The following is a 21501-nucleotide window of genomic DNA, read 5'->3' as shown; positions in this document are numbered from 1 at the left end:
TCAGATCCTTTCTTCGCGGGCGAACTCCGCCGCGGCAACCATGAGGCGCTCCACGAGCGGCGCCATGGTGTTGTCCTTGTCGGGAACCCCGTTCGCCACCGCCCGGGCGACGCGACCCTCGAGGATGACCGCGAGCTTGAACAGCGCCAGGCACTGGTAGTACGGCAGAGCCGACAGATCCCGGCCGGAGCGCTCCGCGTAACGGGCTGCCAGCTCGGCGCGAGTGGGATAGTGATCGACACCGCCGGCCTGCAAAGTGAGGACCGGCTCCTCGCCGGGGTTTGTCCAGCGAGCCAGAAGATGACCGATGTCGAGCAGTGGATCGCCGATGGTGCCCGTGTCCCAGTCGATGATCGCCGCCAGTCGGGCCGGCGGTTCGGGCGCGACCATCACATTGAAAGGGCTGTAGTCGCCGTGCAAAATCGCGGCGGGACTCATGGTCGGCCGATTGCACTCGAGCCAGTCCGTGACGAAGTCCAGTTCGGGCAGGTCTCGCGTGCGGTACCGATCCAGCTGCGCGAGCCAGCGCGACACCTGCCGTTCCAAGAATCCTTCCGGCTTGCCCAGTCCCTCCAGGCCTCGCTCCCGCCAGTCGACCGCGGCCAGTTCGACCAGACCGTCGACATATGCCTCGGCGAGACCACGCCGCAAGCTCGGATCCGAATGGAACGGCTCGGCCAGCTCGTATCCCGGCGTGAAGCCGTCGACTTTGTCCATGATCATGAACGGGGCACCTATGACTTTGGCGTCCTCGCAGAGCAGCCGCGGCGTGGGGTGCGGAACTGGCGTGCCCTCCAGAGCCTGGAGGATTCGCCACTCCCGGACCGTGTCGCCCGCGCTCTTGTCATTCAGCACCGCGGGCGGACGACGGAGAACGAAGACATCGTTGCCGCGCCGCAGTTCGTACAGCGCATTGGCGATGCCGGTCGCCGCGCCGATCCGAGTCGCGCTGATGGGCTCGGACGCAACGCCCAGCGCATCGCCCGCCCAGGCGGATAGGGCCGCCAGGTCGAGTTGGGGATCATCCATCACGACCGCGTCCTCAGTGGTTCCACTCGAAGCCGACACCGGACCTCCAGAAAGGTTCTATTTGACAGTGACTGCCAGCCGATGACAGTGACTGACACAAGTTGACAGAGGCTGACATTATTGTGTGTATGACATCGAGTCAAGTGATTCGCCGGTCCTCCCCGCCGACGATCAATGACAGACTTGCGACTTGCCGCCCAGCAACCGCGAAGGGAAGTGACGAGGACAATGCAGCGCGATGACCTGACGTCCGATCTGCAGTCCGCCGCCGGCTTTCGACCCGACGGCTCGCATGCCGATCAGTCGATGCCGCAGAACTTGCGCGCGCTCCGCCGACAGTGGGTACAGGATGATCTGGCCCGGATCGCCTTGCACCTCTTCCTCGACCGCGGTTACGACGCGGTGTCCGTCGAAGAGGTGGCCGCCGCCGCTGGGATGTCAGAGCGGACGTTCTTTCGATACTTCCCGTCCAAAGAGGCAGTACTACGTCGATATCGCCACTCGCTCTCAGCGAGGTTTCTGCGGTTGTTCGAGGCGCGGCCGAGCGACGAATCCCCACTCGTTGCCCTGCGCGGCGCCTACCTCGAGAGCTCGCACGTTCCCGAGAGCGAACGGCCCAAGGTCCACGCACTCGAACGGCTCCTAGCGACCACGACCGCCATCTGGGCCAAGGACCTGGGCGAGACGATCACCGACACCTCGGTGGTCGCTGAGCTGGCCCGACGAATGGATGTCGCTGCCTCAGACCTGCAGCCAACCGTTCTGGCCGCGGCCGTGTCCGCCGCGGCCGCAACTGGGTGGAATTGCTGGGCGCGCTCCACCGGCGAGGATGACCCCAGCACGATCGTGGCTGCCGCCATCGATCTGCTCGGTTTGACCGATTGAGCGCGCCCCGCGCGTGATTGCCCCGCCTCGGGCGGATCTGACCGCTGGACGCCTAACTCGCCCGGCGCGTAATCCGGCTCAGCGCTGGACCATCCGAAGCATCCGGTCGATCAGAGTTCGTCGCGCATGCGGACCCGGCGGCCTGCGCTTCGGCGAGGCCATTGTCCGTATGTACACAATCCCGACCAGGCTGTCCGCCAAGAGTGCCCGATCGACGTCGGCCGCGAGTTCACCACGGTCGACCGCCGCCTGAAGGACCTCCGCGAACCGCCGCGCAGTGGGGTGCAGCAACCGCTCCTGGAAACGAGCCAGCAATTCGGGGTTCGAGCTCGCATCAGCCATCACCCGCATCTGGAGGTCCATCGTCTCGGTCCCCATCTGATCGGCGATAGCGCCCAGCAGCACCAGCAGGTCCCCCCGGAGAGTGCCGGGCAATTCTGGAATCTCCGGCAGGACGATCGCGTCGATCGCGTCGACGATCAGCGCCTCCGCCTCGGTCCAGCGCAGCAGCAGACTCGATCGCGCGACGCCGGCCCGTTTCGCCACGCTACGCATGCTGAAGCCGGCGACACCTCGGTCCGTCAACTCCTCGCGAGCCGCCCGCAGCAGTCGCTCCTCCAGCGACGAGTCACGCGGCCGTCCCACACGGGGGTGCACGACGGCCTCCCGTGCCCCCACTTCGCCTGTCATCGCACCTCCGAGTCGAGTCCCTCCAGCGCCGCGTCAGAATACAACCTTGACGGGTTCATCCCCGGCGCACACCAACTGACAGGCCAGCACATCACCGTTCGCGACGTCTTCCGGCTCCAGCAGATTGTTACCCGCCATCGTCACCTGCCCCGACGAACAGGTAGCCAGACAGGTTCCGCACTCGCCGTCGCGGCAGAGGTAGGGGACCTCGATGCCGCGTGCAAGCAGGAAGTCGACCAACGTGACGCCTTTTGGCCACTGCAGGTCGTGGGTCTCGCCGTCGACGCTCACTTCGAGTGGCACCATCTCGCCACCATCGATCTCCCCGACGGTCACAGATTCCTCGAATGGGTCTCCGCTGAGGGAGATGAACACCTCGAGGTGTAGAGAGGCCCGGTCGCGCCCCGCCGCAGTCCAGGCCGCACGAACTGCCTCCATGAAGGGGCCCGGGCCACAGGTGTACGCCTCCCGGTCTGGGAACGACTGTGCGATTCGGGCCAGCGTGTGTGATCGAGGCAACCCTTGAACGGATTCCAGCCAGTGGTGCACCATGAGGCGCTCGGGAAACTCGGCCTCGAGCGATCGCAACTCATTGGCCGCGATGATCGACAACTCGTCCCTGTTCGCATAGAAGAGATCGACGGCGCCGCCGCCCACGCTGAGTACGGACTTCGCGATCGACAGGATCGGTGTGATTCCGCTGCCCGCCGCGAACAATAGCAGGTTCGCATCCAGCGAATTCGGAGTGAATACACCAGACGGGAGAAGTACGTCCAGCTCGTCTCCGCTTGTTATGTTGTCGCACAACCAGTTCGACGCATAGCCGGCGGGCGTGCGCTTGACGATCACCCGGGCAGGCTCGTCACGGTGGGGCGAACTGGCGAGCGAATAGCACCTGGCAACCGAGCCCGTCCGCTCGCTGGGCACTCGCAACACCAGGAACTGACCCGGGCGATAGTCGAGGGCCTGACCACCCTCCTCGAACAGGATCGACACCGCATCCGGCGTCTCGTGCACGACATCTGCGACCCGCAACCGCAGGGACTTTGCTGTCCCGCTCATGGCCATCTCCTAGCGATTCTCCGCACTCATCCGGACTCACACAAAGCATACCAGCATGGTCTGGTATTTCCTAGAAGTAGAGGCAGCCGAGTATCGTTCAGGCACAGGAGAATCGGTGAGTGGATGTCCATGGACCCCAGCGTCTCCGCATTTCCGAGTCAGTCCGGCAAGTCCGCCGCGATCGAGGTGAGGCGGCGACGAACCAGAGACGCACCGTCACGATCGGTCACGATGCGCAGCAGGTCCGCCTCTATGCCTGCGAGAACCATCTCGGCGACCGCGGCCGGATCCAGGACCGAACCTAACCGCGCGACGGTGGGTGCCGCTGGCTGCGCCGGTCAGGACCGCGACGTCGTCGGTGTGCAAACGCATCCCAACACCCCTTCCGGCGAGGGCGGACACCCGACCAGCCGGTCCGGCACGCCGTGCGCCACCTCATGGAATCACATGACTGCGAATAACTTTCATCTACTATTGCAATTTAGTCCACCATGGTATGGTAATTCGCGTGTCGTTCTTCACCGACCATGACATGGGCGCCCGTGACATTGGCCTCGCCTCCTCGGGTGGCGTCGGCGGCCCGCCACGACCGATTCGAATCGACACGGCGTACGGCACGCTCTCCGGAATCACCGCCGAGCCGGCGGTGTCACCTCGCGGGCTGCTCGTCGCCCTGCACGGCGGTGGATCCGGTGCGGCGTACTTCCACTCCCCGGTGTGCCCGGAATCTTCCCTCCTCGCGCTCGCCGCCGCCACCGGTTGGCGCGCGGTCTCGCTGGATCGCCCCGGGTACGGGGCATCGACCGGCCTCCAGGAACGCCGACTGGACCTCGCTGCGCAGGCCGGGCTGCTGCGAGCAGTGGCAGCTCGGCTCGCCGCCGGCGCCCCCGTGATTCTCGTCGGCCACTCACTGGGAGCCATCACCGCACTTCAACTCGCCCGTCACATCGAGCGGGGACCCGGAGACATCCGACTGCTCGGCGTCGCCGTCGGCGGCGCACCACTGGTGTACACCGCGGAGCAGCGCGCCATGCATGCCACCGTCGACGCCAGCGGAACGACCATCCGGCGGCCACCGGGCGCCCCGCGCGACCCGGATGACTGGCTCGGACCGGAGGGAAGTTACCCGTCTCAGCTGCGCGAGCATCTCCACGAGGTCGTCTCCCGGGTGCCGTCCGGCGAGATGGCGGATGCGGCGAACGCGCCCGAATTGCTGGCGGAGCTACTCTCGGAAGCGCATGTTCCGGTGCAGTTCGCGGTGGCCGAACTCGAATCCACCATGGCATCCGCCACAGAGGTTTTCACGCGGGCCGCAGAGATCCTACGGCGTCCCGGATCGGAGCTGTTCACGGTTCCGGGCTCGGGACACAATCTGTCCCTGGGATTCGGTGCGCGCTCGTACCATTTGCGCGTGCTGTCCTTCGCGGAACAACTACTTGCCGGATCCACGAACGAGCGGTCGGTGCAAGAACGATGATTCTCGTGCCGACCGCTCGCACATCCTTACGCGTCGTCGACGGGCCTCGCCTGCCCGAGAATTCGCTCGAGTCGGTCCAGTTCGGATCGGACTGCCGTCGCTGCCCGTTGTGCCGAATCCAGAACCGCCGACGTCGCCGCCGACGGGGCGAGCAACCCGGCCACCGCGATCGAAGCGATTTGTTCGGCGACTTGCTCCGCGCTGAGTCGGCCTCCGGCATCGAACCAGATCGCCAGCGAACGTGTCACCGAGGCCATCGTCTGCGCCGCTACACCGGGATCGACGTCCCGGAAAACCCCGGTCTCGATTCCGACCACGATGACTCCGCGCAGGGAGGCGAAGAACGACCGGTTGAAGTCCCGCACGATCGTCTGGGCAGCCTCTGGAAGCACCGGCCAGATGGTGTCGACCATCCGCGTCGTCTGTGGGTGTTCAATCGCGAAGGAGGCGAGGCTCCGGACCAGGTCGTGCAGCCGCACCTCGGGCGAGCTGTCAGGAATGGTCTCGGCCATGATCTTCGCCGCCCGCTCGGCGTGCTCGGCGACAATCTCACTCACCAAGGCGTCCCGACTCGGAAAGTAGCGGTACAGGGCGGATCTGCTGATCCCCATCCTGTCCGCGACGTCCTGCAGCCCGGTCGCGTCGGACCCGCGGGTGGCGAACACCTCCGCCGCGACGCGCCTGACCTCGGCCCTCATCAGCTCCGTGCGCGCTGACGAACGGCCGAGGTCTCGGGGCTCGGCGGGCTCAGCCGAGCCAGTCACGGCGAATCCCATCCGCGTGCACATTGAAGTCCGGCGGGGGGGTCAGGCTGTCGCCGGCGCGCGTTCCGGTGTGGTGCCATCGGATCGCGGTGGCCACGGTGGGCCACTCACCCTCCGACCCCGACATGATCTCGCGGGCGGCGAAGTGATCACTTGCCATGAAGCCCTGGACATCGAGCACTGGCCCGCCCGGCACGTCCCAGGTTCGGAAGCGCTCCATCCAGGTCGCCGCGTCTTCCTTTGCGAACACGGTTTCGAGCTCTGCTTCGAGGGCCGCATCCGCGTCGCCGTATTCGAGTTCGCCGCCCTCGTGGTGGGACACCAGGTCCTCCCGACCGATGCCCGCACAGAAACGCTTCCAGAACTTATGCTCGAGCGCGCCGATGAGGATCGGCACTCCGTCCGAAGACAGGTAGGTGGTGTAGAGCGCCTGCCGCGGAGTGTCCCGATAGGAGAATGCCTTGCCGGTGCGGTGCGTCATCGCGATCTCGGTGCGATGGGTTTCGACCAGGGCATCCCAGCAGGATACGTCGACCCAGGCACCCTCGCCACCGGCCCGGACGGACGCGATCGCCGCACACGTGCCGGCCACCGCCGAGAGTGCACCAAGCTCGTTGCCCCAAGAGGTAAAGGCCCAGCCGCGGTGCGGCCTGCCGTCCTCCCAGACGAGGTTGATCCCGTCAGCGAGGGCGTCGACATTGAGGCCGTGTGCAGGCAGGCCCGCCCAGGGGCCGGTCTGCCCGAAACCGGTGATCGAGCAGATCACCAACTCCGGTCGCTCCTTCCGGAGCTCGGCGAAGTCGACGCCCGCCTCCAGCCAGAAACCCGCGAGCTGATTCTCGACGACGACATCCGCCGCACGCACCAGGGCGATGAGGGTCTCCCGGTCGGCCTTGTCCCGGACGTCCAGCGCGATCGACCGCTTACCCCAGTTCTGGCTCATGTGCTGGGGGCTGCCGCCGTCGGGAGCGAATGGGGGGATCTTGCGGATGCGGTCGCCGGCGGGCGGCTGCTCAACCTTCACCACATCGGCGCCGAGAGCAGCGAGCTTTCCGGAGGTCAATGCCGCAGGAATGAGAATCCCCAGATCGAGGACCTTGATGCCTGCCAGTGGTTGGTATCCATTCATGGTGACAACAATGTTGCACTTGCGACATAGCTGTCAAGTCAGTAGCGTAGATCCCATCGCTTGGAGTGATGTGACTAGAGATCCGGTTCGTGGATTCGACCGAATCCACCCGGCCTCCGCCACCTCAAGTCGATGCAGACACCGCTCGAGGACGCGCGATTTGTCAAGAGAACGTGCGCCCTTTTCGGCAACCCCTCCACTCTTCGGTTACCTCACCCACTGGAGCGATCAATGTCGAGTACCCCCACCAGCGAGACCGTTCCGGCCTCGCTGGATGCCGCCGCAATTGCCGCACGCCTGTCCCGACTCCCCGCCAAGGGCATTGCGCTGCGCATCATGGTCGCCACCGCGGCCGCCTACTTCTTCGACCTCTACGACCAGTCGGCCTTCGGAATCGTGGCCCCAGCGATGCGGGCCGGGGAAGGCTTCTCCCTCAACAACATCGCGACCCTGGTCTCCGTGACCTTCACCGGCATGCTGATCGGCGCGCTGATCGGTGGCCGAGTGGCCGACCGGCACGGACGGTTGCCCATCCTGAGAGTGGGCCTCGTCTTGGCGTCTCTGGGCTCGCTCGCCCACGTCTTCGCCAGCGGCCTGATAGCCTTCGGCGTCCTCCGCCTGGTGACCGCGATCGGTATGGGCATCATCTTCGTCGTGGCTATGACCTACCTCGTCGAGGTCTCGCCCGTCCACCGCCGCGGCTCACGTGTCGCCCTGACCGCCTTCTTCGGCGGTATCGGCGGCGCCACGGTGGCGATCCTGGGCCGGACCATCATTCCGCTGGACCCCCACGCCTGGCGTTGGCTGTTCGCCATCGGTGGCCTTGGCCTGCTCGCCCTCGGCCTGCTGTTCCGCCTCCCCGAGTCGCCGCTGTGGTTGCTCTCCCGAGGCCGTCCCGAGGATGCCGAACGAGAGCTTCAACGGCTCGAGCGCGGCGTCGAGCAGGCCGTCGGCACGGCTCTCCCCCCAGCGGTGGTCAAGCACAGTATGGCCGAGGTCGCCGCGGAGGAGGAATCGGTTCAGGGCAGTGGCTGGCGCGCAGCCTTCCGTGGGAAGTTGCTCCGGCCGACTATCATCCTCATGGCGATATGGATCGTGTATTCGACTGTTACCCAGGTGTTCTCGGTTTGGCTGGCGACCATCCTGCAAATGCGGGGATTCGACAGCGAGACGCTACTCACCATCACCATGGTCGCCATCGTCGGTGCCCCGGTGGGCATGCTCCTCGCCTTCGCGTTCGCCGACCGGCTGCCTCGTAAGGCCCAGTTCTTCGGCGTCGCAGTGGTCGCGGGCATCGTTGGCCTGCTCTTTGGCATCGTGCCGGCGGCTGGAGTCATCGCGGTGATGGCCTTCGTCCACTTCGTGTTGATCGCCTGGTTCTCGCCAGTGTTGAATGCTGCAATGATGGACGAGTACCCCTCGGCACTACGCTCGACCGGTGCTGGCATGGCATACTCCTCCGGCCGACTGTGGAGCATCGTCTTCCCCTTCACCGTTGCGGCCGCGCTCCACGCGTACGGCGCCGGCATCATCGGCTGGGTCCTGCTGGCCGCGTGGGTAACCATCGCCCTCCTCGGCCTCGGATTACGCGGCAGCATCAGCTCCCGATCGGCTGAGCCAAGTTCCTAACCTCCTCCCTTCAAGATCCTTCCCTGCGAGAGGCTCGCCCCCATGCACCTTGTCAACCTCACCGACCCAGACGAGCGGGTAGTTACCACCGTCCTGCGCCGACAAGCGGAGGCCGTACCGGACCAGATCTTCCTGGCCGGAGAACACGGCACTCACAGTTACGGCGAGGTGTGGGAACGATCCCGGCGCAACGCAGGAGCGCTGTCCGAGCTCGGGGTCGGCCGGGGTGACACGGTCGCCATGTTCATGGACAACTCGCCCGAGATGGCGATCACCGCCTTCGGGGCCAACCAGGCCGGCGCGATGTGGTCGCCGGTCAGCACCGAGTACCGCGGCGAATGGCTGCAGGAGCTGTTGCAGGACATCCGATCCCGCGTTCTGGTCGTCGACGCCCACCTACTGCCCACGATCACGAGCCTGGCCGAGACGAATTTCGATCATCTGGTCGTGAATGGCGATCTTCCGACCGATCTCGACACCCGGCTCCCGGGTGTCACCGTGCACCGGCTGGTCGATTTCGCTGAGCATGCCGGGATCACGACCACCCCGGACTGGTACTACGGTGACACCAACTCGATCATGTGGACCTCCGGGACCACCGGCCGCTCCAAGGGCGTCGAGCAGCCGCACAACGCCTGGATCTCCCATGCCCTGCACCACAACGACATTCGTGGTGGCGTGCGCGAAGGTGAGAATTTCTACGGTTGCGTACCGATGTACAACTCCAGCGGCTGGTCGATGAACGTCTACGCGGCCCTGGTCACCGGAGCGAAGGCGGGCATCGACAAGCGCTTCTCGGTGCGCGACTATTGGAACCGCATCAGGTTCTACGACGCGCACCACACCATGATGCTCGGGACGATGCACGTGTTCCTGTCCCAGCAGAAGCCGACTGCGGCGGAACGCGATAACACCCTGCGCAGTCTAGTGATGAATCCGCCGGTGCCGGATTTGATCGAGGTGGCAAAGAAGCGCTGGGGCATCGAGACCGTGTTCTCCGGATACGGGCAGAGCGAGGTTTTGGGCGCGGTCATGTACCGGGACGACTGGGGCCTGAAGGCAGGAGCCTGCGGCGTCCCGAAGCCGGATGATCTGGTGGAAACGGCGCTTTTGGATAAATACGATCGGGAGGTCGGTGTCGACGAGGTCGGCGAGTTCTGCATCCGGCCTCGCCAGCCTTTCACCATCTTCAACGGTTACTTCCACGCACCCGACAAGACCGCCGAGGCCTTCCGCAATCTCTGGTACCACACCGGCGACCTGGGGCGAAAGGACGCAGACGGCGAGATGTTCTTCGTCGACCGCAAGAAGGACTCGCTGCGGTTCAAGGGCCGGAACCTGTCGTCCTTCGAGGTCGAGCACATTGCTCGAGCCTTCCCCGGTGTCGTGGACACCGCCGCGGTGGGTGTCCGACCCACCGACATCGAGTACGCATCCCAGCTGCACGAGTACGAGCTGCTGCTCTACGTGCTCCCCGAGCCCGGGACGACGATCGACCCGCTCGCGTTGTGCCGCTACATCGACGAACATGCTCCCTACTTCTTCGTCCCACGCTACGTCCACCAGGTCGAGAAGTTCCCGATGACACCGACCAGCAAGGTGCAAAAGTACAAGCTCCGGGAAAAGGGTCTGCCCGAGAACGCCTGGGACAGGCTCGTCGAGGCACCGGACTGGAGCCCGACGCGATAAGCCCCCATCCAGAGTCGTTGACTCCACCGGCCGACAGCGGCCTATTTCGCACTAGTTCGAAGGGAACGTATACATGGTCAAGCCCGCATTGTCGATGAAACCCACCGGTTGGTTCCAGGTTGCCTGGTCCGCCGAGATCGAACCCGGCCAAGTCCATCGAATGAAGTACTTCGGTCAGGAGATGGTCGCCTGGCGGTCGACCTCCGGAAACCTCACAGTCATGGACGCCTACTGCGAGCATCTGGGCGCCCACCTCGGTCATGGGGGCCGGATCGAGGAAGACCGGATAATCTGCCCATTCCACGGATGGGAGTGGAACGGGCAGGGACGCAACGTATGCATCCCCTACCAGGATCGTCCGAACCCGACGCGTCGAATGCGCACCTGGCCGGTGGTCGAGAAGAATGAAAGCGTCTACATCTGGCATGACCTCGAGGGGCGCGAACCATTCTTCGACGTGCTGGATGTGTTCGAGGCCTACTCGGACGGCCGCACCGCCAAGGACTTCTACCGCACCTACCCGGAGGGCACCTTGTCGTACTCCGGGCTCGAGCTTCACCCGCAGTACGTGATGGAAAACAGCGTCGACCTCGCGCACTTCAAGTTCGTGCATCGTGCCGCCAATCTTCCGGTATCCCTCCGCCAGGAATTCGAAGGACCAATCGCCTACGTGGACTTCGAGATGGTCTTCGGCGCAACAAAGGACAAGACGGTGCTCACACCGAACGGGGCCGTCCACGGCTTCGGCCACGTGATCAACATCGGTCTCGGTATCGGCATGGCCGCGTTCGAGGGCCCGGACAACCAGCGGGTGATTGTCACTGTGACGCCGGTCGACGACGAGACCTCGGACATCCGGTCATCGGTGTGGCTGGACCGAATCCCTGGCGACGATTCTCCGCACCAACCGGCATCGCTCGAGCGACGGCAGCGCTACGCCAACAACCAGTTCGAGGCAGATATCGTCATCTGGAAGCACCAGAAGTACTCCGACCCGCCGGCGCTGGCCACGGCCGAGGGTAAGGGCTTCCGTGCAATCCGCAAGTGGGCCATGCAGTTCTACCCGGACGGGGAACTCGGCAGTGCGTCGACTCCGCACCTGCAGACCGCCGGAACCGACGCGGGCCCCGATGCGCCCGAGCGTGCGGCCTTCGAAGCGCAGGGCGCCGCGCGCTGATCATGTGGTGGGTACCCGGGCTTTCCGGGGCGCCCACCATTGTTTCGGCACCCACAGTGGTCGCAGTGAGCCTCGGACCACGGAATCAGTCCAGACGTCCCCACCAGTGAAGGAATCGAAATGAAGTTGTCCGGTCGCATAGTCGCGATCACCGGCGGCGGAGCAGGACTGGGCGCGCAGGCCTGCCGCATCGCCCGTGAACGAGGCGCCGCGCGCATCGGGGTGATCGATCTCAACGCCGAGGCAGCGGAGAAAATCGCTGCCGAGGTCGGCGGGATCCCGATCACCGCCGACGTCACCGATGAGGCACAGATCCGCGCCGCCGTCGATCAACTCGGTGGCGTCGACATCTGGGTGCACAACGCCGGGATCGGCGCGCAGACCACCCCCTTCAGCGATGACGGCATCTGGCAGCGGATGTGGGATGTGCACGTCATGGGAGTCGTGTACGCCACCCGCGCCCTGCTTCCCGCCTGGATCGAGCGCGGCGAGGGACACTTCGCCATGGTCGCCTCGGCCAACGCGCTGACAACCAACCCCATGTCGGCCGCCTACGCAGCCTCCAAGCACGCCGAACTCGCCCTCGCCGAGTGGATGGCCATGACCTACGGTCCGCGAGGGGTGATCACCAGTTGCTTCTGCCCGAAGGGCATGCTCACCCCGATGCTCATTGCTCATGCGGACGACAACGAATACGTGCGGGAGTCCGTCCGCACCGCGGTGACATCGGAGGCCGCCGCGACGATGCTGATCGATCTCATCGAGAGTGACCGCTTCCTCTCGACCACCTACCCGCCCGTAATGGAGGAGTATGCCCTCCGGGCGACCGATCCCGACGCCTACATCGCCGGACTGCAGGACACGCACCGCAGGCTGGTGCCCGGCTTCGGACTGCCCGCGACCTCCTGATTGCTGCCGGGGACATCGGCCGGATCGCCGCAGCTGCCTTCGCCGACTGGGCCATGGCATACAAGAGCGACTTTGACCTTGCCAATGCCGGAAACGCCCGACCGAATGCAGCGGTAGTTGACGCATCTGGGATATCGGAACCTCGACGTACCGATACGCACCGATACGCACCGCCCTGTGGCTCAGGCATCCGTGACCACGTCACAACGATGAATCTAGGGGAATCACAATGGGTTTACTGGATAACAAGGTCGCCTTGATCACGGGTGCGGGGCAGGGCTTGGGTGAAGGAACCGCTCACGCACTGGCCGCGGACGGCGCAGCCGTAGTGATCGCCGACATCTCGCCCGCTAACGCACGGAAGGTGGCCGACGACCTCACTGCGGCCGGCCGCTCCGCCCTGGCCGTCGCCTGCGATGTCCGGGACCGCACTGCGGTCGACGCCGCCGTGGCCACCACTGTGTCCGAGTTCGGCAGGCTCGACATACTCGTCAACAACGCGATGACCCTCCGGTTCGTGCCCTTCGAAGACGCCACCTCCGACGACCTCCTCGATGCCTATCGGTCCTCGGTTCTCGGAACCTTCAACTGCATGCAGGCATGTTTCCCGCACCTCCGCGAAAGGGGCGGGAAGGTCGTCAATTTCGGCTCGAACGCCGGCACCGAGGGTGGCGCTACCATGGCCACCTATGCGGCTGCGAAGGAAGCGGTTCGTGGCCTGACGAAGGCGGTCGCAACAGAGTGGGGGCGGTACGGCATCACCGTGAACGTCATCGTCCCGACGGGTTCGTCACCCGCGTGGGAACGCGTCAAGGCCGGTCTCACCGACGAGCAGCTCGACAAGATGCTAGAGCGTCCGATCAAGCGCATGGGGCACCCCGTCGACGACATCGGCCGTATCGTCGTGTTCCTCAGCAGTCCGTACTCGGACTACATGACGGGACGCACGCTGTTCGCCGACGGGGGCCGGTCGAAGTTCCGGTAGTCACCGGAAGACATCGACATCGGAACCGCGTCGCCGTCGGTCACCCACACGTCCGCCCCTTCCGCGCCCGACCCTGTCACGCACCGTGCGCCTCCCACGCCCGGTGCGTGACCTCGTCGTGGACGATGCCCGGGTTCCGGACGGTCTCTACCGCTTGCCTTGACCGAAGTTAATCCGGTAGATAGTTTGTCTTATTGAGGGCGTCGCGGCTCGACCGCGATCCGCACCCGGTCGAATCGAGACGAAGGGAGGAAACCATGACCTCGATGAATCTGTCCGGCACCGCTGCCATCGTCACCGGTGGCGCCGGGGGCCTGGGCGAGGCGGTCGTCCGTCGACTGCACGAGCACGGCGCAGCAGTAGTCATCGCCGACCTCGCCGACGATCGGTCCCGTGAATTGGCCGACGAGCTGGCCGGTTCCGTGGTGTACGCACGCACCGACGTCACCGATTCCGACAGCGTCTCGGCGGCGATCGAGGCCGCATCCCGTCTCGGCCACCTGCGTTCCGCTGTCCTTGCCCACGGCGGATGGGGCGTTGCCGAGCGCATCGTCCAGCGGGACGGTTCCCCTGCCTCTCTCGACGGATTCACCAGGACGCTGGACCTGTATCTCACCGGAACCTACAACGTTCTGCGACTGGTCAGCGCGCACATGGCCACCAATGATCCGGACGACGACGGCGAGCGCGGTGCCATAGTTCAAACGGCGTCGATCGCTGGGTACGAGGGTCAGATCGGCCAGAGCGCCTATGCGGCGGCGAAGGCCGGCGTCATCGGACTGACGCTGGCCGGTGCCCGCGACCTCGGTACCTTCGGTATTCGACTCAACACGATCGCCCCTGGCACCATGCAGACAGCGATGATGGAAACCGTCGGCGAGCAGGCACTGCAGAAATTCCGCTCCAACGTTCCCTTTCCGAAACGGCTTGGTAGAACATCGGAGTTCGCGGATCTCGCGCTCGGCATGCTGACCAACCACTACCTCAACGGGGAGGTCGTTCGCCTCGACGGCGCGCAGCGCTTCACCCCACGTTGACCGGTGTCCACCGAGCTCTTGTCGACCATAACCCGACCCCGACGCAAAACTCCCTACGAACAGGACGTCGCCGCGATGGCAATCGCCTCTACCGACTCAGACATCTTCTCCATGACAGGGCGCGTCGCCCTCGTCACCGGATCCACTCGCGGCATGGGTTTCGCCGCGGCTCACGAACTCGCCCGGCATGGTGCCGACGTAGTCATCGTCGGGCGTGACACCGAAAGTACCGGCGCTGCGGCCGCCCAGGTCAACGAGGCGGTCGGCGCCGACCGCGCCCACCCGATCGTGGCCAACATCGGCCACCGTGACTCGGTCACCGACCTGATGGCCCGGACACGTGCAGAGGTGGGCCAGATCGATGCGCTGCTGTTGCACGCCGGAATGAACATCTGGGTCGGCGAAACGACCGACCTCGAGGATCGCACTCTGACCAAGTTCATCGACAGCAGCATCATGTCGGCCCACTGGTTCTGTCGCGAGGTGCTGCCACATATGGTGGATCAGGGGTGGGGCAGGATCATCTTCACGTCGTCCGTCATCGGATCGACCCTCGGAAGTTCGGACAACGGCCCCTACGGCATTACCAAGGCAGCCTTGGCCCAGATGGCCCGCAATCTTGCGTGCGAGTACGGAAAACACGGGATTCGCGCGAATGCAATCGCGCCAGCGCTGTTCGAGACGCGGCAGGCTGAGGCGGTGTTGTCCGACGAGGGTCGGCTGCGCCGGTATCTGGATCGCTGCCCCGCGGGACGAGTAGGTGAGGCGCGCGAATTCGCAGGTCTCGCCCTGCTCCTGGCTTCCGAAGCAGGCGGCTACATCAACGGGCAGACGGTTAATGTCGACGGTGGGTACTCCGTTCTCTGGGATTCGTACTGATGAGCGAGCTACTTGTCCAGGGACAGCCCGGCGGCGTCGAAGTCTGGACCCTCAATCGACCCGATGCACGCAACGCACTCACCAGCACGCTCGCGCGTCGGCTGGTCGCCGAGATGGACAGAGCTGCAACGGAGAACGCCGTCCACTCCGTCGTCTTGATCGGCGCAGGCAAGGGCTTCTGCGCCGGCCTCGACCTCGCCGAATTCAGCAAACCGGATGCGCCCCGCGGAGTTGTCGGCGACGCCATCCGGCGCGCGCACTCATTTCCGAAGCCGTTGGTGGGCGCAATCAACGGTCCTGCGGTCACCGGTGGACTGGAGCTCGCCCTCGCATGCGACATGCTGATCGCAACTCCTGACGCAGTGTTCCGCGATACACACCTGAAGATCGGTGCGATGAGCGGAAGCGGGCTGACCGTTCACCTGCCCCGGGCCGTCGGGCAGAGCTGGTCCAGAAGAATGATCCTTGCAAATGATCCGCTGCCGGCGGACGTCGCTCTGCGGCTCGGGTTGGTGACCGAAGTAGTTCCGGCAGAGCACCTCCGCCAGCACGCAGTCGCGTTGGCGAGCCGGATCGCCGCGATGGACCCCGACTTGGCGTCGACGGTCAAACAACTGTGCGTCGACATCGTCCGGGTATCGCCGGCAGAAGGTCTACGGCTGGAAGCAGCAGCACTTCAGGAGCACAAAAAGAGGGGCCGAGCATGGAAGACAGCCACATGAGTAATCACGACTTCACAGGTCCGATGGTGGACGAAGATTTCAATCCGATGTCGGCGGAGTTCGCGGACGATCCGTTCGCCGCGTTCGGCAAGGCGCGAGAAGAGTGTCCCGTTCGCCACACTGCCGAGTTCTCGCCCGAGTTTTACAGCCTCACCCGGTTCTCGGACATCTTTGCCGCCCTGAACGACGCCGAGGCCGCGCGATGGTCTGCCCGGTACGGGAGCAGCCCCCAGTTCCACCGCGCCATCGGATTCAATCAGGACGCCGAGGACAGTCGTGACTTCCGCGCGCTGTTCCGAACCTGGTTGCCGGCCAATGCCGGTGTCGTCTACGCCGATCTCATCGACTCGACGATCAACGATCTCATCGACGAGATGACAGCCGACGACCGGGTACAGGGTGACTTCGCATCCGAGTTCGCGGTGTTGCTCCCGATCAGGATCATCGCGCAGCTCATCGGCGTCCCCCCCGAGGACGCACTCGAGATCAAGGAAATGACCGACGAGTTCCTCGGGGCCTTCTGCATTCCGGAACAGAACGGTGTAGCCCCCGCGGCCCGCCGACTTCACGCGTACTTCGAGCCACACCTGGAGCGCCGGCGGGAACTGCTTCGAGGCGCCTCGATCGAGGTGCCCGACGAGACACATCTCGGAACCGTCCTTCCGAACGACCTGCTGAGCTTCATGCTCGTCAAGAAGTACGGCGACCGTACCCTGACGCCTTCCGAGATTGATTACGTGCTGGCCACCGCCCTCACCGGGGGTAACGACACGACCACCTCGATGCTCACGAACGTCACATATCGCCTACTCTCGACGCCGTCGCTGTGGGATCGGATCGTTGAGGACGGCAAACTGATTCAACCGGCAATCGAAGAGAGTCTCCGGATGGATCCGCCCGTCCTGGGACTGTTTCGTACCACCGCCGACGACGTGACTGTCTCCGGCTGCCCGATCCCCGAGAAGTCGAAGGTCATGCTGCTGTTCGGATCTGCGAATCGGGATCCGCAACAGTGGGAGGATCCGGACGAGTTCCGCCTCGACCGCCCCATGAAGTTTCTTCGTCGGCATCTGGCCTTCGGTGGGGGTGCACACTTCTGTCTCGGTGCGCCGCTGGCCCGCGCCGAAGGGAACCGGGCTCTCGAGCTTCTCCGTACCCGTCTGCCCCATCTTCGGCTCGACGGGGAGTCCGAGCGGATCCCTCAGTTCCACCTTTGGGGCCGTCAGACCCTCCCGGTCCGATGGGACGCTCCACACCTCGATTCGGAAGGCGCCTGATCTCATGACCGAGGAACCCGAGATCCTCATCGAGTCCGACGGGCCCGTGCGAATCGTCACACTCAATCGGCCCGAGAGTCGCAACGCCACCAGCGTCACGATGCACCACGCATTTCTCTCGCTGTGGCGACAGCTCGCCGACGACAGCGAGGCGCGAGCTGTGGTCGTGACCGGAGCCGGCAAGGCGTTCAGCGCCGGCGGGGACTACGAGATGATGCAACTATCGCTGGATCCGGTAGGTCGCTGGCGCAATGTCGATGAAGCCCGCCGTCTTCTCGTCGAACTAGTCCACTTCCCGCTTCCAATTGTCGCTGCCGTCAACGGTCCGGCCGTCGGCCTGGGCGCGAGCTTCCTCGCCTTCAGCGACTTCGTGGTGATGTCGGAATCCGCTTTCATCGCCGATCCGCACATCGCCGTCGGGTTGGTCTGTGGAGACGGCGGGGTGGCCTGGCCGCTGCATGTCGGCCTGCTCCGGGCAAAGGAGATGCTGCTCTTGGGAGGGCGTATCGGCGCCGAGGAGGCGAAGTCGATGGGCATCGCCAATCGGGTCGTACCACGTGACGACGTTCTCACCGAGGCCACCACGATCGCGCACCGTCTGGCCGCGCAGCCGCCGGGTGCGCTCCAAGACACGAAGCGTGCCCTCAATATGTACCTGGAATCGAGTTTGACCGGACCCGTCGGCCACTCTCTGATGACCGAGCGATACAGCATGGCTTCCGCTGAGCATCGCATCTTCGTAGAAGGACAGACGAAGTCGTGACTGTCACGATGCACTCTCGAATCGAACTGGAGCTCCTATGATCAGAACCAGCCTGACCGATCTCGTCGGTACCCGTCACCCAGTGGTACAGGGCGGAATGCAGTGGGTAGCAACCGCTCCGCTGGTGGCCGCCGTGGCGAACTCCGGCGCACTGGGGTTCCTGTCCGCGCTGACTCAACCCACACCGGCAGCGCTGCGCGAGGAGATCGAGAGATGCCGGTCTCTCACCTCCGAACCGTTCGGCGTAAACCTGACGATCTTGCCGTCCATCTCGCCGCCACCGTACGCCGAGTACCGGCGCGCGATCATCGAGTCCGGGATCAAGATCGTCGAGACCGCCGGCTCCAACCCGGTGGAACACCTCGACGACTTCAAGGCAGCCGGAGTCACGGTGGTGCACAAGTGCACCACCGTGCGCCATGCGGTCTCCGCTCAGAAACTCGGCGTCGATGCCGTCAGTATCGACGGTTTCGAATGCGCGGGACACGCAGGCGAGGACGACATCCCCGGCCTGGTGTTGATCCCAGCAGCCGCGGACGAACTGGAGATTCCGATCATCGCCTCCGGCGGATTCGCGGACGGACGTGGTCTCGTCGCCGCCTTGGCACTGGGCGCGGACGGCATCAACATGGGCACGCGATTCATGTGCACCGCCGAAGCCGAGATACACCCGAACGTAAAGAACCGCATTCTCGAGGCCGATATCCGTCAGACCGATCTCATCTTCCGCGAGCTGAAGAACACCTCGAGGGTGGCTCGCAATGCCGTCAGCGAACGCGTGGTCGAGATGCTGCGCGGCGGAGCGACGTTCGATCATGTTCGTGATCTTGTGGCGGGCAAGCGGGGACGGGAGGTGTACGTCACCGGAGACCTGGATTACGGCATCTGGACTGCGGGAATGGCACAGGGCCTGGTCCACGACATACCCACGGTCGCGGACCTGGTGAACGGAATAGTCGGTGACGCCGAGTCGCTGATCCGGTCCCGTCTATTCGACCTGGTCGCCACCGATTCACCCGTCTCGGTCTGACACCCTGAGATCATCGACACTTCACCAGGCGCGGTGACGGAGTTCCGCTGGCCCGCAAAGGAGAAGCGATAACCGTGCCGAAGAACGTACTGGTGATAGGCAGGCCGAAGCACAGGGCGTAGTCGACAGTGCTCCGGCGGTGTACCCACTAGCTGTCCGGCGGCGTCATCAGATCGACCATAGACCCGGCAGCCGAGCGGATCTGAACCCGACGGGTCATCGACGGTCGCGAAATCGATCTCGCGTCGGAGTCGCCGGCAGAGGTAGCAGCGACGCACTGCCGACAATCTGGTGTTGACGTCCACCACAGTGCCGGGTCAATCTGGATTTTCACGTCGATGAAAAGCCGACTGTAATCCTTCGATGTCAATGACGTTGAGCCGCGCGGGTGTCGCGCACACTTCCAAATACCGCAACAGTCCAAGGAGCCACCATGGCAGTATCCGGCCGAGACGAGGCCCATCTTCACCTTCGAGTTCGCCGACGTGACGCGGTCGCCGAGGGCGTGGTGGTGCTGGAACTCGAGAATTCCACATCAGCCCCTCTGCCCCCCTGGGATCCGGGCGCCCACATCGACCTCTGTCTCCCGAATGGCATGACACGCCAGTACTCCCTGTGTGGCACTCCCTCCGACAACGGCACTTATCGTGTCGGAATCCTGCGGGATCCGGCCAGCAGGGGTGGCTCGTCCTACATAGTGGACGAGGTCGGCGTCGGGGCCGCGATTGAGGTCAAGGGGCCGCGGAACCACTTCCATATGCTCCCCTCCCCCCGTTACGTGTTCATCGCCGGCGGTATCGGTATTACGCCGTTGCTTCCCATGATCTCCGCCGCCGAGGCCTCCGGTGCGGAATGGGAACTGCATTACGGCGGTCGCTCGCGGCAGTCGATGGGTTTCTTGGACGAGATCACCACGCTGTCCGGCGATCGAGTCCGGCTTTATCCGGAGGACGAGGTCGGACTTATCGACCTAGCCACTGTGCTGGACGGGCATCGCGCAGAGACACTGGTCTACACCTGCGGACCCAGCGGCCTGCTGCAGGCGATCGAGGAGCGCACTGCTGGCTGGCCGGTCGGATCGGTGCACATGGAGCGCTTCGAGCCCAAGGAGTTCGACCAGGAGACCTCCACGGGCTCGTTTGAAGTCGAACTGTCCGATAGCGGAACGGTTCTCGTCGTTCCCCCGGACCGCTCGGTTCTCCAGGTTTTACAGGACGCCGACGTCGATGTGTACTCTTCGTGCCAGGACGGAACCTGCGGAACCTGCGAGACTACGGTCCTGGCCGGCGAAGTGGAGCATCGCGATTCGATTCTCAGCGCGGAGGAGCAGGCAGCTAACGACCGAATGTACATCTGTGTCTCGCGTGCCGCCTGTCCCCGGCTCGTTCTCGAGCTCTGACTCCAGGGCGTTTCCCAGTCGATATCGTCGGGGGACACAGCGAGAAGTGCCCGGCTCCGCATCCGCGGAGCCGGGCACTTTATCTGTCAGGCATGAGATATATGGGTACCGGGCACTGGCGGTCAGATCTTGGGGCGCTCCCAGGCCCTGGAGCCGACGCCAGCGATCTCGTAATGCTTTCCGGAGGTGAAGTTCGGATCACGTTTCTCGATGAACGAGGCCACTCCTTCCGCCGAGTCGGGCTGACTCCCCAGATCGCGAAAGATCTCCCATTCCTGGTGGAAGGCCACCTCTCGGTCGGCTTCTGAGAGAAGCGAGTAGAGCAACTGCTTCGTCACGCCGACCGCAGCGGGACTAGTACAGCGGGCGATCTCAGAGGCCAGTCCCATGGCGGTGTCAAGCACTTGGTCAGCAGGTACCGCGTGGGTGGCGATTCCCATCTGTCGGGCTTCGGCACCACTGAAGAGCCGACCGGTGAGGAGAAGCTCCGTTGCAGTCGCAAGACCAACCAGTTTCGGCAGGAGCCACAGCGAATTCTGTTCCGGTATAAGACCGCGCCGGGTAAATACGAACCCGTACTTGGCCTCCTCGTTGACGACCCGGATATCCCACTGCAGAGGGAAGGTCAGACCGAGACCGACCGCTGATCCGTTCATCGCGGCAATAATCGGGGTGCGCATCTTCCATGGGCGTGGTCGATGGCGCATCATGAGGCGTGCTCGCCGGGTCCGGTCCTCATCGAAAGCGAAGTTCGTGCCCTCGGGGTCCATGTCAGCGCCGGTGGAGAAGAACCGCCCTCGGCCGGTGACGACGATCGCTCGAACGTCATCTTCGCAGTCGAGTGTAGCGAGCTGATCATGCAACTCGACCTGCATCGCGGAGGTGAACCCGTTGCCACGGTCGGGGCGATCGAGCCACACGACCGCGACCGCCCCGTCCCGCTCGATGCTGATCCCGTGGGTCGGCACT

General features: G+C 64.5%; 20 protein-coding genes. 14 read left to right on the top strand and 6 right to left on the bottom strand.

Going from position 1 to position 21501, the window contains the following annotated elements:
• Positions 1–1029, bottom strand: coding sequence for a phosphotransferase family protein (locus GFS60_RS18785; protein WP_159923539.1), 1029 nt, complete (start codon positions 1027–1029; stop codon positions 1–3).
• 228 nt (positions 1030–1257) lie between these two features.
• Between GFS60_RS18785 and GFS60_RS18780 the strand changes: the two genes are divergently transcribed.
• Entirely contained in the window at positions 1258–1914 is a 657-nt protein-coding gene (locus tag GFS60_RS18780) for a TetR family transcriptional regulator (RefSeq protein ID WP_159923537.1), read from the top strand.
• Positions 1915–1992: 78 nt separating this feature from the next.
• On the opposite strand, the gene GFS60_RS18775 is transcribed toward GFS60_RS18780, so the two are convergent.
• Both GFS60_RS18775 and GFS60_RS18770 read right to left on the bottom strand, forming a co-directional pair.
• Positions 1993–2604: a TetR/AcrR family transcriptional regulator gene (locus GFS60_RS18775; protein ID WP_159923535.1), complete on the bottom strand. Its 612-nt coding sequence runs from the start codon at positions 2602–2604 to the stop codon at positions 1993–1995.
• 33 nt (positions 2605–2637) lie between these two features.
• Positions 2638–3666 (bottom strand): ferredoxin--NADP reductase, encoded by a 1029-nt coding sequence (locus GFS60_RS18770; RefSeq protein WP_236603200.1) that lies wholly within the window; start codon positions 3664–3666, stop codon positions 2638–2640.
• Positions 3667–4174: 508 nt separating this feature from the next.
• Between GFS60_RS18770 and GFS60_RS18765 the strand changes: the two genes are divergently transcribed.
• Positions 4175–5143: an alpha/beta fold hydrolase gene (locus GFS60_RS18765; protein ID WP_159923531.1), complete on the top strand. Its 969-nt coding sequence runs from the start codon at positions 4175–4177 to the stop codon at positions 5141–5143.
• Between the two features lie 26 nt (positions 5144–5169).
• On the opposite strand, the gene GFS60_RS18760 is transcribed toward GFS60_RS18765, so the two are convergent.
• Together GFS60_RS18760 and GFS60_RS18755 are read right to left on the bottom strand one after the other, a co-directional pair.
• On the bottom strand, positions 5170–5907 hold the full coding sequence (locus GFS60_RS18760; protein WP_236603199.1) for a TetR/AcrR family transcriptional regulator: 738 nt from the start codon (positions 5905–5907) through the stop codon (positions 5170–5172).
• A complete protein-coding gene (locus tag GFS60_RS18755) occupies positions 5891–7036 on the bottom strand; it encodes a CaiB/BaiF CoA transferase family protein (RefSeq protein WP_159923527.1) in 1146 nt (381 codons plus the stop codon). Before GFS60_RS18755 ends, GFS60_RS18760 begins: the two co-directional genes overlap by 17 nt.
• A gap of 231 nt (positions 7037–7267) precedes the next feature.
• Here GFS60_RS18755 and GFS60_RS18750 point away from each other — a divergent pair, with 231 nt between their 5' ends.
• From GFS60_RS18750 to GFS60_RS18695, 12 genes are all read left to right on the top strand, one after another.
• On the top strand, positions 7268–8665 hold the full coding sequence (locus GFS60_RS18750) for an MFS transporter (protein ID WP_159923525.1): 1398 nt from the start codon (positions 7268–7270) through the stop codon (positions 8663–8665).
• 42 nt (positions 8666–8707) lie between these two features.
• Entirely contained in the window at positions 8708–10354 is a 1647-nt protein-coding gene (locus tag GFS60_RS18745; RefSeq protein WP_159923523.1) for a class I adenylate-forming enzyme family protein, read from the top strand.
• A 73-nt stretch (positions 10355–10427) separates the two neighbouring features.
• Positions 10428–11531, top strand: a complete 1104-nt coding sequence (locus tag GFS60_RS18740) for a Rieske 2Fe-2S domain-containing protein (protein ID WP_159923521.1) — start codon at positions 10428–10430, stop codon at positions 11529–11531.
• Between the two features lie 120 nt (positions 11532–11651).
• Positions 11652–12440 carry an SDR family oxidoreductase gene (locus tag GFS60_RS18735; protein ID WP_159923519.1) on the top strand — a complete coding sequence of 263 codons (789 nt, stop codon included), beginning with the start codon at positions 11652–11654 and terminating at the stop codon, positions 12438–12440.
• A gap of 229 nt (positions 12441–12669) precedes the next feature.
• A complete protein-coding gene (locus tag GFS60_RS18730; RefSeq protein WP_159923517.1) occupies positions 12670–13425 on the top strand; it encodes an SDR family NAD(P)-dependent oxidoreductase in 756 nt (251 codons plus the stop codon).
• Positions 13426–13682: 257 nt separating this feature from the next.
• A complete protein-coding gene (locus tag GFS60_RS18725) occupies positions 13683–14462 on the top strand; it encodes an SDR family NAD(P)-dependent oxidoreductase (protein ID WP_374435841.1) in 780 nt (259 codons plus the stop codon).
• A gap of 75 nt (positions 14463–14537) precedes the next feature.
• Entirely contained in the window at positions 14538–15341 is an 804-nt protein-coding gene (locus GFS60_RS18720) for an SDR family NAD(P)-dependent oxidoreductase (RefSeq protein WP_159923515.1), read from the top strand.
• Positions 15341–16063 carry an enoyl-CoA hydratase-related protein gene (locus GFS60_RS18715; protein WP_159923513.1) on the top strand — a complete coding sequence of 241 codons (723 nt, stop codon included), beginning with the start codon at positions 15341–15343 and terminating at the stop codon, positions 16061–16063. Before GFS60_RS18720 ends, GFS60_RS18715 begins: the two co-directional genes overlap by 1 nt.
• Positions 16060–17340 carry a cytochrome P450 gene (locus GFS60_RS39175; protein WP_236603198.1) on the top strand — a complete coding sequence of 427 codons (1281 nt, stop codon included), beginning with the start codon at positions 16060–16062 and terminating at the stop codon, positions 17338–17340. The genes GFS60_RS18715 and GFS60_RS39175 overlap by 4 nt, the downstream gene beginning before the upstream one ends.
• A 4-nt stretch (positions 17341–17344) precedes the next feature.
• Entirely contained in the window at positions 17345–18103 is a 759-nt protein-coding gene (locus tag GFS60_RS18705; protein ID WP_159923511.1) for an enoyl-CoA hydratase/isomerase family protein, read from the top strand.
• A 37-nt stretch (positions 18104–18140) separates the two neighbouring features.
• Complete coding sequence (locus GFS60_RS18700) at positions 18141–19133, top strand: NAD(P)H-dependent flavin oxidoreductase (protein WP_159923509.1); 993 nt, start codon at positions 18141–18143, stop codon at positions 19131–19133.
• Positions 19134–19566: 433 nt separating this feature from the next.
• The gene (locus GFS60_RS18695) at positions 19567–20532 is read left to right on the top strand and encodes a PDR/VanB family oxidoreductase (protein WP_159923507.1); all 966 of its coding nucleotides are present in this window, start codon (positions 19567–19569) and stop codon (positions 20530–20532) included.
• A gap of 122 nt (positions 20533–20654) precedes the next feature.
• On the opposite strand, the gene GFS60_RS18690 is transcribed toward GFS60_RS18695, so the two are convergent.
• Positions 20655–21500: an enoyl-CoA hydratase-related protein gene (locus GFS60_RS18690; protein WP_236603197.1), complete on the bottom strand. Its 846-nt coding sequence runs from the start codon at positions 21498–21500 to the stop codon at positions 20655–20657.
• Position 21501: the final 1 nt, after the last annotated feature.

This window comes from Rhodococcus sp. WAY2 (assembly GCF_009859915.1).
Classification (GTDB): Bacteria; Actinomycetota; Actinomycetes; order Mycobacteriales; family Mycobacteriaceae; genus Rhodococcus_F; species Rhodococcus_F oxybenzonivorans.
This window is presented reverse-complemented; position numbering and strand designations above follow the sequence as displayed.

Excerpts from the sequence above, each read along its gene's own strand:
- GFS60_RS18785 (WP_159923539.1), bottom strand. The coding sequence starts at position 1,029 with ATGGATGATCCCCAACTCGACCTGGCGGCCCTATCCGCCTGGGCGGGC.
- GFS60_RS18780 (WP_159923537.1), top strand. The coding sequence starts at position 1,258 with ATGCAGCGCGATGACCTGACGTCCGATCTGCAGTCCGCCGCCGGCTTT.
- GFS60_RS18775 (WP_159923535.1), bottom strand. The coding sequence starts at position 2,604 with ATGACAGGCGAAGTGGGGGCACGGGAGGCCGTCGTGCACCCCCGTGTG.
- GFS60_RS18770 (WP_236603200.1), bottom strand. The coding sequence starts at position 3,666 with ATGAGCGGGACAGCAAAGTCCCTGCGGTTGCGGGTCGCAGATGTCGTG.
- GFS60_RS18755 (WP_159923527.1), bottom strand. The coding sequence starts at position 7,036 with ATGAATGGATACCAACCACTGGCAGGCATCAAGGTCCTCGATCTGGGG.
- GFS60_RS18750 (WP_159923525.1), top strand. The coding sequence starts at position 7,268 with ATGTCGAGTACCCCCACCAGCGAGACCGTTCCGGCCTCGCTGGATGCC.
- GFS60_RS18745 (WP_159923523.1), top strand. The coding sequence starts at position 8,708 with ATGCACCTTGTCAACCTCACCGACCCAGACGAGCGGGTAGTTACCACC.
- GFS60_RS18740 (WP_159923521.1), top strand. The coding sequence starts at position 10,428 with ATGGTCAAGCCCGCATTGTCGATGAAACCCACCGGTTGGTTCCAGGTT.
- GFS60_RS18735 (WP_159923519.1), top strand. The coding sequence starts at position 11,652 with ATGAAGTTGTCCGGTCGCATAGTCGCGATCACCGGCGGCGGAGCAGGA.
- GFS60_RS18730 (WP_159923517.1), top strand. The coding sequence starts at position 12,670 with ATGGGTTTACTGGATAACAAGGTCGCCTTGATCACGGGTGCGGGGCAG.
- GFS60_RS18725 (WP_374435841.1), top strand. The coding sequence starts at position 13,683 with ATGACCTCGATGAATCTGTCCGGCACCGCTGCCATCGTCACCGGTGGC.
- GFS60_RS18720 (WP_159923515.1), top strand. The coding sequence starts at position 14,538 with ATGGCAATCGCCTCTACCGACTCAGACATCTTCTCCATGACAGGGCGC.
- GFS60_RS18715 (WP_159923513.1), top strand. The coding sequence starts at position 15,341 with ATGAGCGAGCTACTTGTCCAGGGACAGCCCGGCGGCGTCGAAGTCTGG.
- GFS60_RS39175 (WP_236603198.1), top strand. The coding sequence starts at position 16,060 with ATGAGTAATCACGACTTCACAGGTCCGATGGTGGACGAAGATTTCAAT.
- GFS60_RS18705 (WP_159923511.1), top strand. The coding sequence starts at position 17,345 with ATGACCGAGGAACCCGAGATCCTCATCGAGTCCGACGGGCCCGTGCGA.
- GFS60_RS18700 (WP_159923509.1), top strand. The coding sequence starts at position 18,141 with ATGATCAGAACCAGCCTGACCGATCTCGTCGGTACCCGTCACCCAGTG.
- GFS60_RS18695 (WP_159923507.1), top strand. The coding sequence starts at position 19,567 with ATGGCAGTATCCGGCCGAGACGAGGCCCATCTTCACCTTCGAGTTCGC.